Consider the following 15203-nt stretch of genomic DNA (forward strand, 5'->3'; position numbering starts at 1 on the left):
TGCGAGTTTTCGACAATGCCGTCCAGGCAGCGAGACGGAGATCGCCTAACGACGGTCCCTGGCACGTGTAGTTGATTTGCGAGCGGGTGCCTGGGGCAGGCGGTCGCACAGATCCTTAAGGAGATTTCCGACCCAGGTTCGATCTTCAGCACTCAACCGCTCAAGCTGGTCAGCGATCGTGCAACCGATATCAGTGGCCCTGTTTGAGCCTCGTCCCAGCAGCTTTGCGACCGGTACGTTGTAAAGCTCCGCAAGCTCGAGCAGCCGTGGAATGGTAGGCCAGTTCGCGCCTCGTTCGAAACGACTGATCGTCTCGGAGAATACGCCGAGATGTTCTGCTATCGCTGGACTCACGCTGACGCAGAGGCCTACTAGGAAAACCGCGCATGCGACGGATGCCTGGCACGCAAGGAAAGGAGGGCGATTCGGACGCGATTGCTCGCCCGCCGGGGATCTCAAGTGAAAAACTGCCGGAATCCTCGATCTTCTTGACATTAGTGGTCGCAGTGCACCAATTGCTGCACTGTCTGGCCTGCGCGACGCATGCATGTCCTTGTCTTGGTCACAAACACTTTGCATTCGAAATCGAACCCCGGCGCCGTTATGCAACGTTACTCTCGGCAAAGAAACGCCCCTTTGTTGGCGCCCCAATAAACGGCAACGCGAAAACGCCCGCACCGTAAAGAAAGTGCAGCGTTTCGTGCGCCGGTTGGTGGCTCCTCGTTGCAATGCGGCCAAAAGTGCAGACTTTCCGTCCTTTTGGCTCTGGTGCCAACGGCCTAGAAGCGCCTTCCGATAAGAAATTGAAGTTCATGCTTATTTGTGTGCCCACAATAGTTATCGACATACAAAAAGGTCCGCACTTTCCACGGCGCGGGAAGGCGCACGTCACTGTAAATATGAAAGGCATCTGTCACGTTATAGTTATGTTCTATCAATAGCATTGCAAAAATCGCATTCTGTTAATGGCCTCCCTCACATATATTTTTATGTGCAGTAGGCCTGCCGACGCGGGCCATCCCGGTCCAATACACGCAACGACGTCCTCATCGGACGAAGGCTATGCGTGCCGGGTGAAAGTGCCAATACATCAAAAAGAGCCCATCATGTGATTTCCCGACCGCCCGCCGGCGCTGGTTCGGCGATGCACCGTAGAAGCCAGGCGCCGTGGAAGAACTGGTAGTGGGTACATTCCCCAAGGAGATAGTGCATGTCAAACGATGCAAAGTGCCCGTTCAATCATGCCGCCGGAGGTGGCACGACCAACCGTGACTGGTGGCCAAAGCAGCTACGGCTGGATCTGCTTAGCCAACACTCCAGCAAGTCGGACCCGCTGGACAACGGCTTCAACTACGCCGAGGCGTTCCGGAGCCTCGATCTGGCTGCGGTGAAGAAGGATCTTGCGGCACTGATGACCGACTCGCAGGATTGGTGGCCGGCAGACTTCGGCCACTATGGTGCGTTCTTCATCCGCATGGCCTGGCACAGTGCCGGCACGTACCGCATCGGCGACGGCCGCGGTGGCGCCGGGCGTGGCCAGCAGCGGTTCGCGCCGCTCAACAGTTGGCCGGACAACGTCAGCCTCGATAAGGCTCGCCGCCTGCTGTGGCCGATCAAGCAGAAGTACGGCCAGAAAATTTCCTGGGCCGATCTGCTGATTCTTACCGGCAACGTCGCGCTCGAGACCATGGGCTTCAAGACCTTCGGCTTCGGTGGCGGTCGCGCCGACACCTGGGAGCCGGACCTGGACGTCTACTGGGGCAACGAAAAGACCTGGCTGGGCGGCGATGTCCGTTACGGCAAGGGTGCTGCCGGCAGTGACGACGAAGGCGTAGTCGTGGCCGATCCAGCACTGCACGGCAGCGAAGTCAGCCGCGACGACAACGGACGCAACCTGGAAAACCCGCTGGGCGCCGTGCAGATGGGCCTCATCTATGTCAACCCGGAAGGTCCCGACGGCAATCCTGACCCGCTCGCCGCGGCACATGACATTCGTGAAACCTTCGCGCGCATGGCCATGAACGACGAGGAAACGGTCGCGCTGATCGCCGGTGGCCACAGCTTTGGCAAGACGCACGGCGCCGGTCCTGCCGACAATGTGGGTCCGGTGCCCGAGGCCGCCGGCCTCGAGAACCAGGGGCTGGGCTGGAAGAGCAGCTTCGGCACCGGCAAGGGCGCCGACGCGATCTCCAGCGGACTGGAAGTCACCTGGACCACCACACCGACGAAGTGGGGCAACGGCTTCTTCGAGAACCTGTTCAAGTACGAATGGGAACTGACCAAGAGCCCCGCCGGCGCCAACCAGTGGGTCGCCAAGGATGCCGGCGAAACGATTCCGCACGCTTACGATGCCTCGAAGAAGCAGCGGCCGACGATGCTCACCACCGACCTCTCGCTGCGCTTCGACCCCGTCTACGAGAAGATTTCGCGGCGCTTCCTGGCCAATCCCGACCAGCTCGCCGATGCCTTCGCCCGTGCATGGTTCAAGCTCACTCACCGCGACATGGGACCGCGCGTGCGCTATCTTGGACCGGAAGTGCCCGCTGAAGAACTGATCTGGCAGGACCCCATCCCGGCGGTCGACCACGCACTGGTCAACGATCAGGACGTCGCCTCGCTCAAGCAGAAGATTCTGGCGTCAGGGCTGTCCGTTTCGCAGCTCGTGTCGACGGCATGGGCGTCGGCATCTACGTTCCGCGGCTCGGACAAGCGCGGCGGCGCCAACGGTGCACGCATTCGCCTCGCTCCGCAGAAAGACTGGGCGGTCAACCAGCCCGAGCAACTGGCGAAGGTACTGAAGGTCCTCGAAGGGATCCAGAGCGAGTTCAACGGCGCACCGTCCGGCGGCAAGAAGGTATCGCTGGCCGACCTGATCGTGCTGGCCGGTAGCGCCGGCATCGAGCAGGCCGCAAAAAGCGCAGGCCATCCGGTGACCGTGCCGTTTGCGCCGGGACGCGCGGACGCTTCGCAGGATCAGACCGACGTGGAATCCGTCGGAGCGCTTGAACCCGTCGCCGATGGTTTCCGCAACTTTCTGAAGGGCAAGTACAGTGTCCCGGCTGAGGCGTTGCTGATCGACAAGGCGCAATTGCTGACCCTGACCGCACCCGAGATGACGGCGCTCATCGGCGGCTTGCGCGCCCTGAAGGTCCAGAGCGGGCAGGATTCGCATGGTGTCTTCACCAAGCGGCCGGAAACGCTGACCAACGACTTTTTCGTCAACCTGCTCGACATGGGTACGGAATGGAAACCGGTCTCCCGGGACGTGTTTGAAGGGCGCGACCGCAAAACCGGCGAGTTGAAGTGGACCGGTAGCCGCGTCGATCTGGTGTTCGGTTCACACGCCCAGTTGCGGGCGCTGTCCGAAGTCTATGCAAGCGAGGACGGGCAGGCGAAATTCGTTCGCGACTTTGTCGCGGCGTGGGTCAAGGTGATGAACCTCGACCGCTTCGATCTCGCCTGAACGGGTGTGGGGGGCCGTCAGGGTTGCAACCCTGACGGGACTTTGCTCCACCTTGCGAAGGTAACTCTGCATGTCGCGGTGCGACTCCGGTTATATCGGAGTCGCACCGCTTTTTTTTCGGCGCTCGTGCCATACCGTGCAGCCTGAGTGACTCGAACATTCGCGTCATTACATCAGCCTGCATGATCGTCCTCCCCCTTCCTTAGGCTTCGTAGCGGCCCACTTTGGTCAGCGGCTCGACCGTTGGGTTGCGTGCGGGTGCCAGTCAGTCGATTCAGGGTTTACGCGGTGCACACATACTTGAAAAATCAAGTACACTCGGTCTCAACATATTTGAAAAATCAAATAAATTAGCTTCTGGGACAAACCCGTGTGATGCGCCTCATCTTCCCTTTGCAGATGAGGTTGCGATGCCTTGAATTGGAGCCGATCAATGAGAAACAAGATTGCACTTGAAGAACACTTTGCGATAGACCTCACTATCGAGCAGTCGAAAATTTATGCGCCTGCCGCCGTTTGGGAAATGCTGAAGTCCAATCTGATGGACATCGAGCAGCAGAGACTCGAGCGGATGGAGCAGGGCGGAACTGAGTATTCAATCTTGTCGCTCAACTCGCCCGGCATCCAGGGTATCCCGGACATCAAGCAGGCGATCGATGTTGCGCGACGGGCCAATGATGTCCTCGCAGAACATGTTGGCCGCCATCCATCCCGTTTGGGTGGATTTGCCGCGTTGCCTATGCAGGACCCCGAAGCGGCGGCACGTGAACTCGAGCGGAGCGTGAAGGATCTCGGATTCCACGGCTTCATGGTGAACGGCTTTTCCCAGGTGGGCGATGCGGAAAATGTCGTGTACTACGACGCCCCGCAGTACGCCGATTTCTGGGCGAGTGCGGCGGCGCTCGGCAAGCCTTTCTATATGCATCCTCGCGATCCGTTGCCTTCCCGCGAACCGATCTACGATGGTTTTCCGTGGCTGACCGCGGCGACCTGGGCGTTCGCGGTTGAAACGAGCATTCACGCACTGAGGCTGATGACGTCCGGTCTCTTCGACCGCAATCCTGGGTTGCAGATGATTCTTGGCCATCTCGGCGAAGGGATTCCGTTCAACGTCTGGCGTGTCGACCACATTCTTCAAAAGGCGCCGCGAGGATTGCCCTGCAAGCGCAGCGTGGGCGAATACCTCAGGGAGAACGTCTACGTCACGACGAGCGGAAATTTCAGAACCCAGACGCTGCTGTCCACGATGCTGGAAATGGGCAGCGACCGGATCATGTATTCGGTCGACTATCCGTTCGAAACGCATGACGAGGCGTCCCAGTGGTTCGACACATGCTCGATCAGCGAAACCGATCGCGTGAAGATTGGACGGGAAAACGCACTGCGTTTGTTCGGTCTTGAATGATGCAAGGAACAGGAGAAATCGAATGTCCGTGACTGAATTGGCACCAGCAGATGTGTGGCGTAACAAAATCTATAGCGGCGGATGGAAGACCGGAGGCGCGGGGACAATCCCGGTGACCGAGAAGGCGACCGGCGCGGAAATGGGATCGATTGGCTGCGCATCGGCTGCCGATGTGTCCGCGGCCGCCGCGATCGCGACCGATGCGCAACGCGCCTGGGCCGCGACGCCGGGGCCTCAGCGAGGGGATGTGTTGCGCGAGGTCGCCCGTTTGCTGGAGGTGCACAAAGAGGAGATCGCCGTTCAGATTGTCCGCGAGACCGGGTCGATACGGCCCAAGGGGCAACTGGAGGTGAAGTTGGCGATACGCGAGATTCTCGAGGCTGCAGCATTGGGCAGCCAGCCAACCGGGATGATCACGACAAGCGACGTGAAGGAGCGGCGTAGCGTAGCGCGCAGAATTCCAATGGGCGTGGTCGGCGTCATTACTCCATGGAATTCCCCGTTCATTCTGGCGGCGCGCGCCATCGCTCCTGCGTTGGCCACCGGCAATGCAGTGCTGCTCAAGCCCGACCCGCAATCGCCGGTCAGCGGCGGTGTCCTGTATGCGCGGCTCTTCGAGGCGGCGGGGCTGCCCGAGGGGCTGTTCCATGTCCTCCCCGGTGCGGCGGAAACCGGTGACGCGCTGGTCCGGGATCCGCTTGTCAACATGATCAGCTTCACGGGATCCACGCGGGTTGGGCAGGCGATCGGCGCCGTAGCAGGCGGTTTGCTCAAGCGAGCGAGCCTCGAACTCGGCGGCAAGAATCCCTACATCGTGCTTGACGACGTCGATGTCGAAGCTGCGGCGAGCGCAGGAGCGTGGGGATCGTTTTTGCATCAGGGGCAAGTCTGCATGTCCGCGGGCCGGCATCTCGTTCATGAACGCATTGCTGACGCCTACATTGAAAGCCTCGTCAGGCGAACTAAGGCTCTATCGGTTGGCGACCCTTTCAAGGGCAATGTCCATCTCGGCCCCATCATCAATGAACGGCAGGCCGCGAACGTCGATCGCATCGTCGCGGAGTCTGTCAGCAAGGGCGCGAAGCTTCTCGCCGGTGGGACTCGCGCCGGGCTGTTTTTTAACCCGACCGTCTTGGTGGACGTCGCGCCGGGGATGCCTGCGTTCGAGGAAGAGATTTTTGGTCCCGTCGCCGCGGTGACCGTGTTCAAGAACGATGACGAAGCGGTAATGCTCGCCAATCAGAACCGGTATGGCCTGGTGGCGGCAGTGGCTTCTTCGGATTTGCGTCGCGCCCAGCGGATTGCGGACCGACTGCACGCCGGCATCGTCCACATCAATGATCAGACGGTCATGCACGAGGTGTTTGGTCCGATGGGCGGTCTGGGTTTGTCCGGCAACGGGCACAACTACAGCACCCTGACCAACATCGACCAGTTCACGGAATGGCAGTGGGTGACGAGCCGCGACGAACTTCCGGCTTATCCGTTCTAGAAAGCTGTTGTGCCGGGCTCGCCGCATACGGGCACGGATCCGCGTCGCCCGGCAACGTCGAGAAGACAGAAATGACCCATTGGCGCACGATTTGATGCGCAAACGGAGTGAGGTGAATAGTGACCCCCGATACTGCGCAGCGAGTCGAACAGGCGCCTGCTTCGATCGTCGACATTGGCGCGTTGATCGATAGCCAGCCACTGAGCACCTTCCAGAAATGGATCATGGTGATGATCGGTTGCTCGGTGGTGATGGATGGGTTCGACGTGCAGACCATGGGTTTTGTCGCGCCTGCGATTGTCCGTGCGTGGGGCATCAGCCCGGCCGAACTCGGCCCCATCTTCGGTGCCGGTTTGCTGGGGATGCTCGCGGGCTCCATCGTTCTCGGCGCCATGGCCGATCGCGCGGGGCGTCGGCCGGTGCTCATCGGCGCGACTGTTTTCTATGGGCTATGCATGCTCGGTACCACCCTGGTTCAGAGTGTGCCGGAATTTCTTGTCCTTCGTTTCCTGACCGGTTTCGGTATCGGCGGCGTGATGGGTAACGCTATCGCGTTGGTCAGCGAATACAGTCCGCAGAAATATCGGGCGTCGCTGATGACATGGGTCTCGTGTGGCTTCACGGGTGGGGCAATTGCTGGAGGACTTCTCTGCGCAGCCTTGCTGCCGTCGATGGGCTGGAGATCGGTGTTCTTCGTTGGGGGCGTATTGCCGCTGCTCATTGCCGTCCCGATGGCCAGGTATCTGCCGGAATCGCTCCAACTGCTGGTGGTCAAACAGCGCAGCCTGGAAAGGGTGGCTCAGTGGCTTGGGCGAATCGCGCCGAACGTCCAGCTTGCACCGGGGACCCGCTTTGCCGTTCGCGGGCAGCCGCAAGCGAAGGCCTCCGTTGGCGAGCTCTTTCGCCACGGTCGCGGCACGACTACGCTGTTGCTATGGGGGATCAACTTCGCGAACCTGCTTGATCTCTTTTTCCTGTCGAACTGGCTTCCGATGCTTTCCTTGCGAGTTGGCCACGGGGTGTCGACGGCTGTACTCATCGGCACCTCGTTGCAGATCGGCGGTACTGCGGGTGCGCTGCTGCTGGGCCCGTTGATGGACCGTTTCGGCTTCTATCGTGTCCTGGCGCTCAGTTTTCTGGTGGCGACATTTTCGGTGGCATCGGTTGGTCTTCCCGATCTATCAACGGGGTTGCGCTATGCCGTCGTGCTGATAAGCGGAATCTGCATCGTCGGTGGGCAGCCGGCGGTCAACGCGTTGACCGCGACGCTCTATCCAACCTCGCTGCGGGCCACCGGGGTCGGCTGGAGTCTGGGAATCGGCCGGGCAGGCTCAATTATCGGTCCTGTCGTGGCCGGACAACTGATCAGGCTGCAATGGTCGAATACCGCGTTGTTTGTCGCGGCTGCGGTGCCCGCATTGGCATCGTGTCTGATGCTTGTTTTCCTTAGCCGCGCTTCGACGAGAAATCGGATCGATTGCGTTGAGTGTTAGTGGGTTGCGACAGATTTAGATAAAAGAAAAACAGCAAAGCACTGTCGTGTCAACGACAGATTGCCCAATCAGCCAACCTGGATAATGACCCCGTCGTCGTTCGAATACGACCGCGAAAGGTCGTACCGTTAGCGATCTGGTACGGCTGCTCAAGCGGGGCGGTGCGGCTCGAACGGTTCAATCGAATGGGCAGGTGGTTGCCTGACAATGGACTCGAGTTCGGCGGTATCTACCAAGGTGATTCGGCCGTACCGGACGCGCACGAGTTGCCGGTCTATGAACCAGCGCAGCTCCTTGTTGACGTGCTGGCGTGAGGCCATGAGCAGCGCAGCCAGATCTTCCTGCGACAGACGGATGCCGAGCGTCACGCCATCGTTATCAGTGTGGCCGTAGCGTTTGCCGAGTGCGAGTAAATGGCCGGCGAGGCGCGCGCGAAACGACATCAAACCAAGATTGCCGAGGCAGTCGTGAAGGTGGCGTGCACGCGTGGCAAGTAGCCGGAGCAGGCTTGCGTTGAGCGTTGGATCGCGTTCGAGTGCGGCGTTCAACGCATCTGCGGGAATGTGAAAAAGCCGGGTGAGTCCGCGCGCCCGCTGGTTATGAATGGAGCGCTGATCGGTCATCACGGCGGTGAGATTGGCCAGCTCGCCCGGCGGGATGAACGTCTCGACGGCTCGAATGCCCTGAGCGCTTGGCCATCCCCATTCGAGCATGCCGGAAAGAATGATGTGGACATCCGTGCAGGGATCGTTGGCGAGATAAATCAGCTCGCCATCTGCATACGTGCGCAGATAGCCAGCTTCGACGAGGGCGTCGAGGACGGCTTCCGGCCACGCGCGCAGGGCTTCATGGTTACGGAACGCAGTCCATATGATCTCCCGCTGCCTGTGTGACAGGTCGCGGCCGCTCGACTGCAATGGCAGATTTGCCGCTGCTTTGGCGGAGATGTCTTCAGCGCGGTCGACCGGGGAAAGGTTTCGGGGTGAAGCTTGCATGCGGCAGTCCGGTTCGGAGTGTTTGAGGCGAGTATCGATAAACGCGAGCTGTGCGAATGAAATGTCTCGGGCGATAAACGATAAACGATAAACGCGTTTCGCGGCATGGATGAAGGGCCGCTTTAAGGACGTTTTTTCTTGTGAGCCGCCGGACGTCAGCCGGCGGGACGTTGGAACGCGAGCCGTTTGGATCTCGCCCTAATGGGAGAAGATTTACATGAGTCAACCGATTGTGAGCGGCGGCGCGCTGGACGATGCAACCGCAGCCACGCGTCATGATGTCGATGTGCTCGTCATCGGTGGCGGTCCGGCCGGCACCTGGGCCGCGATTAGCGCTGCAGCGAGAGGGGCGACGGTCGTGCTCGCGGACAAGGGCTTCTGCGGGACGTCGGGCGCGACGGCGCCGTCAGGCACCGCGATCTGGTATGTCTCGCCGCTGAGCGATACGCGCGAGCGGGCGAAACAGAGCCGTTTTGATCTGGGAGGCCAGCTTGCGGAACACGACTGGATGGATCGCGTCCTTGAGCAAACCTGGGTGAACGTCCACCAACTTGCGGAATGGGGCTATCCGTTTCCCGTCGACGAAAACGGCGAGGCGCAGCGCACATCGCTGCAGGGGCCGGATTATATGCGGCTGATGCGCAAGCGCGTGAAGGAGAGCGGTGCATGCATCCTCGATCACAGCCCGGCCCTCGAACTACTCGTGGATGGGGGCGGCGCGGTTGCCGGCGCGCGCGGCGTGCAGCGCCAGAGCGGGGGAACGTGGGTCGTGCGCGCGAAGGCCGTGGTGATTGCAACGGGCGGCTGCGCGTTTCAGAGCCGCGCGCTCGGCTGCAACGTGCTGACTGGCGACGGCCACTTGATGGCCGCCGAGGTGGGCGCGGAGATGTCCGGCATGGAGTTCTCGAATGCCTATGGTCTTGGTCCGGCATTCGCTTCGGTCACCAAATCTCTCTTCTATAAGTGGGCGACGTTCTACGACGAGCAGGGCGTGAAGCTCGAGGGAGCGGGCTCGGCATTCGGGCGCAGCGTCATCGCGCGCGAGCTGCAGACGCGCCGTGTTTTCGCCTGTCTCGATCGAGCCGACGAACAGGTTCGCGTGTGGATGCGCACGGCGCAACCGAACTTCTTCGTGCCTTTCGACCGGCTGGGAATCGATCCCTTCACCCAGCACTTCCCGGTAACGCTCAGGTTGGAAGGGACGGTTCGCGGAACCGGTGGCCTGCATGTCACGGGCCGCGATTGTTCGACGTCGGTGGAGGGTCTCTATGCTTCAGGCGACGCCGCGACACGCGAGATGATTTGCGGCGGGTTCACCGGAGGCGGTAGCCACAACGCAGCATGGGCGATGTCGTCGGGTTTCTGGGCGGGTGCCGGTGCTGCCGACCACGCGCTCGCGAAGCGTCGCGCCGGGGCCGGCATCGGCATCGGCATCGGCAGACTCTATTGCGCGGGCGATGTCGGCTTGCGCGACACGTCGCACAACACGTCCTTTGACAGCGCGAGTGTCGTGAAGGCCGTGCAAGACGAGGTGTTCCCCTATGAGCGTAACTGGACGCGCAGCGGCGACCTGCTGGATGATTCGCTCAGCCGCCTCGATGCACTGTGGGCGAGCTTGCGCGCAAGCTCGCCGGCACGCGATGCGCACGAGGTCGTGCGTGCGCGAGAGGCGGCGGCGATGGTGGCGACCGCGCGCTGGATGTATCGCAGCGCGCAGGTACGTACCGAGACGCGCGGCATGCATCGACGCGTGGAATATAAGTCGATCGATGCCGGGCAGCGCCACAGGTTGATCAGCGGAGGTCTCGACGACGTATGGGTCCGCAGCAAGGAGGTGGACACGGGGTTGGTGCCGGCTGAACATCAAGGAGCCCATGCATGATCGAAATTTTGAGCGAATCGCGCTGCACGGGATGCAATATCTGCGTGCGCGCATGTCCCACCAACGTGTTCGAGGCGGTGGAAGGCGGCATTCCGCGGATCGCGAGGCAGAACGACTGTCAGACCTGCTTCATGTGCGAGCTGTACTGTCCGGCGGATGCCCTGTTCGTCGCGCCGCAGGCCGATGCCGCCGTCGAGGTGGACGAAGCACGTCTTCCGCACGGTGTACACCTCGGCAGCTATCGCGAAGCACTCGGCTGGGGTCCAGGTCGCAGCTCTACCGCCGCGCTTGACGCAAGTTACGCACTGCTGACGCCTATCCATTGATGAAAGACGGCAGCAATGCCATAGCTTCGACGAGACGCCGCACCCCTCGTCAGAGGGGTAGCGGCACCGCTCACTCGGGCACGAAGCCGGTCTTGCCCTCGAACATCACGGACTCTGCAACGTCCTTTTGCGCCTGCAGCGCGGCCAGACTCCTGGTGTAGCCGGCTTCCAGCACCGAATAGGCATCTCCGCCGAGGACGGTGCGCAGCGGCGGCTCCGGCATCTGGCTGACCGTATAGATGGCGTCGGCCATTTTCACGGGGTCGCCCGAAGCGTATGCGTCGCCGTTCTCCGCGATCCAGCGGCGCAGCTTCCCAACCGCGCTGTCCTTGTATTCATCGAGTTCTGTGGTCCAGCGGATATTGGCCACGAAGCCGGTCTTGATGGAGCCCGGTTCGATGATGATGGTCTTGATACCGAACTCGGCGATTTCCTGGCTCACCGCTTCGGCAAAACCTTCCAGACCGAACTTCGCGGCGTGGTACAGCGCGCCTCCCGGGAAGGCCGCACGTCCGCCGACGCTGGTGACATGGATGAACGTGCCGCGTTTCCTGGCGCGCAACGCGCCGAGGAAGGCGCGCGTGACGTGGATAGGTGCCAGCAGATTCAGCGCAATCTGCTGCTCGATATCGGCCTCGCTCATTTCCTCCATCGCGCCGATCACGGCGCCGCCCGCGTTGTTGACGACCACGTCGACATCGGAATGGCGCGCTGCGGCGGCCCGAACCTGTTCGTGATCGGCGAGGTCGACCGACTCCACCTGGAGCAGATCCGGATAGGCCTGCTTCAACGCCTGCATCGCTTCGACACGGCGCACGGCTGCAACCACAGGATGCCCCTGGGCCAGTACTTTTTCCGTGAGGGCGAGCCCGAGACCGCCGGACGCGCCGGTAATGAACCACTTCTGATTTGCCATGATACCGTTCTCCTTACAAATAATGAGCGCGTACGCGCTCAATAATGATCGAAAATTTTTAAACCGTGATTGCCCGCCAGGCGACATGGAAGCCGAGTTGCAGGTGACGTTCGGCGCTCTCGGGGTGCTTGTCGACGTACTCGATCGTCGTGTCGGCGATGTGCTCAATTATGGACGAAAGAAATGCGATCGAGGCGTCCACCAGTACGCCATCGCGCACGGCGTCTTCCATCATCTGGGACACCGCCAGAAACGGCCCCATTCCCTGTGCTCGTGTGTCGTCGAGTATGTGGCCGGAAGCCGAAAGCCGCGAGAGGGCGAACCGCCCAGCCGCATTGGCCAGCCCCCAATTCACATAGCGCTCGAAGACGTGCTGCATGCGCTGGCGATAGCCCGCCTCGTGCGGATAGTCCGGCATCACGGATCGCGCCAGATCCTGCTTCAGGTGCAGGTACAGTTCCTGGAACAAGGCGTCCTTGCTCTCGAAGTAGGTGAACAAGGTGCCTTCGGCCACACCGGCGCGCCGGGCGATGCCCGCCGTGGTGGCCAGCACGCCCTGTTCAGCAACGGTCTGCGTTGCGGACAGCAGCAGGGCGCCGCGTTTTTCCGGACTCAAAGGGCGTGCCATCGTATGCCTGCATAAATATAGAGTGATTACGCGCTCAATTATAACTACTTTTTGGGATGAGTGCCGACAAGAAGACGGGACGAAGAATGACACTCCAGCCGCGAACGAGTCGAGTCAAGTCAAACAAGGTCATCAAGTGCGCCAGCGTTTTCGTACACCTTGAGCAGCATGGTGCGAAGAACCTGGACGTCGTTTGCCGTGAAACCGCTCAGTATCACCGACTCATGTTGCTTCGCGACCGGGACGATGCGCAGCGCCAGTTCGTCTCCCTTGCTTGTCAGGGCAATCCTGATTGATCGTCCATCCGTCGTGCTCTTCTCGCGCTTGACCAGCTCCTGGCTCTCAAGACGGTCAATGATCCTCGACAGCGCGGAAATATCCGATGTCGCGTGCACCGACAATTCAGACAAGGTCTGGTGCGGAACGTACAGCAGCGAGGCACAGACCCGCCACTCGCTGAGGTTCAGGCCGAACGGTTTCAGTGCCTTCGCGAATGCGTTGCCCATCCGGCCTCCGGCACGTGTCAACAGGAACGGAATCGCCTGCTCGAGTTCTTGTGGTCGCTTGGGTGTCTTCATGGTCATCGGTGGGTTGCGGGTTTACATGGGTACGTATATTTGAAAAATCAACTATACTCCACTTCAAATGTAGTTGAAAAATCAAATAAATGTTACCCGGGCGAATTCGGATAGTCAGCTTCCTTTCTGAGTGAGCAACGCGTCATACGCTGAACCAGGGCAGACGTGAGGGAGGAGTCGGATCAATCGAGCCTGGTTGGATATGAAAGGTTCAGAGTTCGTCCTTCAATAACTTCATTGGCATTACTAATAAAAATAACAATTGTAGCGACGATTTACGCGAACGGAGATCGGATTTGGACACTCAAGTCATCATTGTCGGCGCTGGCCCGGTAGGACTGACACTTGCGATCGACCTTGGCAAGCGCGGCATAGCGTGTGTGCTTGTCGAGCAAAAGGCAGAGCCTCAGTTTCTGCCGAAAATGGAGCGTTGCAACGCGCGCACCATGGAGATCTTCCGGCGGCTTGATCTCGCGGACTGCATCCGGGCTGCCGGCATGCCCGAAGACGTCCCCATGGACATCCAGATCATCCGCTCCATGACCGAGCCTCCGATTCTGCGCTTGCCCTATCCGTCGGTGGCGGAGGCTCGCGCGCTCACGCACGAGAGCCACGACGGCAGCCTTCCGCTCGAGCCCTATCAGCTCATCTCGCAGTACACACTGGAGCCGCTTCTTCTTGAGGTGGCCGAGCAATTGCCGGCGGTCACGGTGATGCGGAGTACGACGTTTCTGGAATTCACCGAGCAGGACGATGGTGTTCTGGTCGCGGTCAATGCCGCCGACGGTGTGAGAAGAACCTTGAAGGCCGCCTACCTCATGGGCTGCGACGGTGGCGCGAGCCATGTACGCAAGCAACTGGGCATCCGTCTGGAGGGCGAGGGCGACATTGCGCGATTGAGGCAGGGCCTGTTCTACTGCGAGCAACTCTACGAGCGGCTTCCGATGGGCAACGGGCCGAGCCGGGGGCGGCACTATCTGGTGGCGGGCGGGCCTCCCACTTTCATGATCATGCAGGATTCCACACGACATTGGACGGTCCATTCCGCCGTCGAGAGCGATGACGAGATGCGGCGGATGTTCGAGCGGATCATCGGCGATGCGTTGCCCTACGAGATGCTGTATTGCGCGGAATGGCGGCAGAATCTGCTGCTGGCCGAACGCTATGGAAAGGGACGGGTGTTTCTCGCAGGCGATGCGGTGCACCTCGTGATTCCTACTGGCGGTCTTGGCATGAACACCGGCGTTGGCGACGCTACCGATCTTGCCTGGAAGTTGGCCGCTACGCTGCAAGGGTGGGGCGGCCCGGGGTTGCTGGCCTCCTATGAAGCTGAACGGCGCCAGATTGGCGAGCGGGTCGTCGGCGCATCGCGCTACGCGTCGCTTGGATATCGCGCATGGTTGGCCGAGGTGCGCCCGGAGATCGGGGACGATACGCCCGCAGGGTCGACTGCTCGTGCTCACCTGGCCGTTGTGGCGAACGTGGAGCAGCGCAAGTCGAACGAGATGATCGGAGCGGAACTGGGCTATCGCTATGTGGACTCGCCCATTATCGACAATGTACCGGGAGGGCCGCAGCACGATCTGCGTGCCTATCTTCCCACGACGTGGCCGGGCGCGCGGCTTCCCCATATGTGGCTCACCGACGGAAGCGCCATCCAGGACCGATTACGGCCGGAGCGCTACACGTTGATCGACGTCACGGGTGGGCATGATGCGGGCCCGCTTCTCGCCGCGTTCGAAGCGCTCGGCGCGCCGCTCGACGTGCTCGTGCTCGCGGATTCGGCGCTTCGCACCGTCTATGAGCGCGACCTCGTCCTTGTCCGGCCCGACATGCATGTCGCGTGGCGCGGCGACCGGCTCCCGCAGGCCGTCGATGATCTCGCCGCGAAAGTGACAGGACATAGCGACATAAACCGCGCAATGGGTTCGATCAGCAGCCGCTGACCGAGCCGGCTGAATCGAATCAAATCAATATTCGGTCAGCCCCACGCTGCAGGCTCGACGCGCGACGGCGCAGGGGTGC

At 60.9% G+C, this 15203-nt stretch carries 12 protein-coding genes; 7 read left to right on the forward strand and 5 right to left on the reverse strand.

Annotated features, from left to right (window positions below; all coding sequences use genetic code 11):
- Nucleotides 1-45: 45 nt before the first annotated feature.
- The gene (locus P3T25_RS37125) at nucleotides 46-579 is read right to left on the reverse strand and encodes a helix-turn-helix domain-containing protein (protein ID WP_367892355.1); all 534 of its coding nucleotides are present in this window, start codon (nucleotides 577-579) and stop codon (nucleotides 46-48) included.
- 631 nt (nucleotides 580-1210) lie between these two features.
- On the opposite strand from P3T25_RS37125, the gene katG reads away from it, so the two are divergent.
- The 4 genes from katG to P3T25_RS37145 all read left to right on the forward strand — a co-directional run bounded on the left by katG (nucleotide 1211) and on the right by P3T25_RS37145 (nucleotide 7853).
- Nucleotides 1211-3463 carry a catalase/peroxidase HPI gene (katG, locus tag P3T25_RS37130; protein ID WP_154564390.1) on the forward strand — a complete coding sequence of 751 codons (2253 nt, stop codon included), beginning with the start codon at nucleotides 1211-1213 and terminating at the stop codon, nucleotides 3461-3463.
- Nucleotides 3464-3896: 433 nt separating this feature from the next.
- Nucleotides 3897-4868 (forward strand): amidohydrolase family protein, encoded by a 972-nt coding sequence (locus P3T25_RS37135; RefSeq protein ID WP_266240247.1) that lies wholly within the window; start codon nucleotides 3897-3899, stop codon nucleotides 4866-4868.
- A 22-nt stretch (nucleotides 4869-4890) separates the two neighbouring features.
- A complete protein-coding gene (locus P3T25_RS37140) occupies nucleotides 4891-6360 on the forward strand; it encodes an aldehyde dehydrogenase family protein (RefSeq protein ID WP_429362006.1) in 1470 nt (489 codons plus the stop codon).
- Between the two features lie 119 nt (nucleotides 6361-6479).
- Nucleotides 6480-7853, forward strand: a complete 1374-nt coding sequence (locus P3T25_RS37145; RefSeq protein ID WP_266240248.1) for an MFS transporter — start codon at nucleotides 6480-6482, stop codon at nucleotides 7851-7853.
- Between the two features lie 149 nt (nucleotides 7854-8002).
- On the opposite strand, the gene P3T25_RS37150 is transcribed toward P3T25_RS37145, so the two are convergent.
- Entirely contained in the window at nucleotides 8003-8848 is an 846-nt protein-coding gene (locus P3T25_RS37150; protein WP_154564384.1) for a Crp/Fnr family transcriptional regulator, read from the reverse strand.
- Between the two features lie 217 nt (nucleotides 8849-9065).
- On the opposite strand from P3T25_RS37150, the gene P3T25_RS37155 reads away from it, so the two are divergent.
- Both P3T25_RS37155 and P3T25_RS37160 read left to right on the forward strand, forming a co-directional pair.
- Complete coding sequence (locus P3T25_RS37155; RefSeq protein WP_429362009.1) at nucleotides 9066-10730, forward strand: FAD-dependent oxidoreductase; 1665 nt, start codon at nucleotides 9066-9068, stop codon at nucleotides 10728-10730.
- On the forward strand, nucleotides 10727-11056 hold the full coding sequence (locus tag P3T25_RS37160; protein ID WP_154564380.1) for a 4Fe-4S dicluster domain-containing protein: 330 nt from the start codon (nucleotides 10727-10729) through the stop codon (nucleotides 11054-11056). The genes P3T25_RS37155 and P3T25_RS37160 overlap by 4 nt, the downstream gene beginning before the upstream one ends.
- 70 nt (nucleotides 11057-11126) lie before the next feature.
- Here P3T25_RS37160 and P3T25_RS37165 read toward each other — a convergent pair whose 3' ends face one another.
- The 3 genes from P3T25_RS37165 to P3T25_RS37175 all read right to left on the reverse strand — a co-directional run bounded on the left by P3T25_RS37165 (nucleotide 11127) and on the right by P3T25_RS37175 (nucleotide 13184).
- A complete protein-coding gene (locus tag P3T25_RS37165) occupies nucleotides 11127-11972 on the reverse strand; it encodes an SDR family NAD(P)-dependent oxidoreductase (RefSeq protein ID WP_429362011.1) in 846 nt (281 codons plus the stop codon).
- A gap of 58 nt (nucleotides 11973-12030) precedes the next feature.
- Nucleotides 12031-12600 carry a TetR/AcrR family transcriptional regulator gene (locus tag P3T25_RS37170; protein WP_266240250.1) on the reverse strand — a complete coding sequence of 190 codons (570 nt, stop codon included), beginning with the start codon at nucleotides 12598-12600 and terminating at the stop codon, nucleotides 12031-12033.
- 119 nt (nucleotides 12601-12719) lie between these two features.
- A complete protein-coding gene (locus tag P3T25_RS37175; RefSeq protein WP_054039186.1) occupies nucleotides 12720-13184 on the reverse strand; it encodes a MarR family winged helix-turn-helix transcriptional regulator in 465 nt (154 codons plus the stop codon).
- A 290-nt stretch (nucleotides 13185-13474) separates the two neighbouring features.
- On the opposite strand from P3T25_RS37175, the gene P3T25_RS37180 reads away from it, so the two are divergent.
- The gene (locus P3T25_RS37180; RefSeq protein WP_429362014.1) at nucleotides 13475-15124 is read left to right on the forward strand and encodes an FAD-dependent monooxygenase; all 1650 of its coding nucleotides are present in this window, start codon (nucleotides 13475-13477) and stop codon (nucleotides 15122-15124) included.
- The last annotated feature ends 79 nt before the right edge of the window (nucleotides 15125-15203 follow it).

It is taken from the genome of Paraburkholderia sp. GAS32 (assembly GCF_050434225.1).
In the GTDB taxonomy this organism is placed as follows: Bacteria; Pseudomonadota; Gammaproteobacteria; order Burkholderiales; family Burkholderiaceae; genus Paraburkholderia; species Paraburkholderia madseniana.

What these genes read in the sequence shown, in the direction of transcription:
- P3T25_RS37125 (WP_367892355.1), bottom strand. Translation starts at nt 579, where the DNA reads ATGCAAAGTGTTTGTGACCAAGACAAGGACATGCATGCGTCGCGCAGG.
- P3T25_RS37150 (WP_154564384.1), bottom strand. Translation starts at nt 8,848, where the DNA reads ATGCAAGCTTCACCCCGAAACCTTTCCCCGGTCGACCGCGCTGAAGAC.
- katG (WP_154564390.1), top strand. Translation starts at nt 1,211, where the DNA reads ATGTCAAACGATGCAAAGTGCCCGTTCAATCATGCCGCCGGAGGTGGC.
- P3T25_RS37135 (WP_266240247.1), top strand. Translation starts at nt 3,897, where the DNA reads ATGAGAAACAAGATTGCACTTGAAGAACACTTTGCGATAGACCTCACT.
- P3T25_RS37160 (WP_154564380.1), top strand. Translation starts at nt 10,727, where the DNA reads ATGATCGAAATTTTGAGCGAATCGCGCTGCACGGGATGCAATATCTGC.
- P3T25_RS37175 (WP_054039186.1), bottom strand. Translation starts at nt 13,184, where the DNA reads ATGACCATGAAGACACCCAAGCGACCACAAGAACTCGAGCAGGCGATT.
- P3T25_RS37165 (WP_429362011.1), bottom strand. Translation starts at nt 11,972, where the DNA reads ATGGCAAATCAGAAGTGGTTCATTACCGGCGCGTCCGGCGGTCTCGGG.
- P3T25_RS37170 (WP_266240250.1), bottom strand. Translation starts at nt 12,600, where the DNA reads ATGGCACGCCCTTTGAGTCCGGAAAAACGCGGCGCCCTGCTGCTGTCC.
- P3T25_RS37155 (WP_429362009.1), top strand. Translation starts at nt 9,066, where the DNA reads ATGAGTCAACCGATTGTGAGCGGCGGCGCGCTGGACGATGCAACCGCA.
- P3T25_RS37140 (WP_429362006.1), top strand. Translation starts at nt 4,891, where the DNA reads ATGTCCGTGACTGAATTGGCACCAGCAGATGTGTGGCGTAACAAAATC.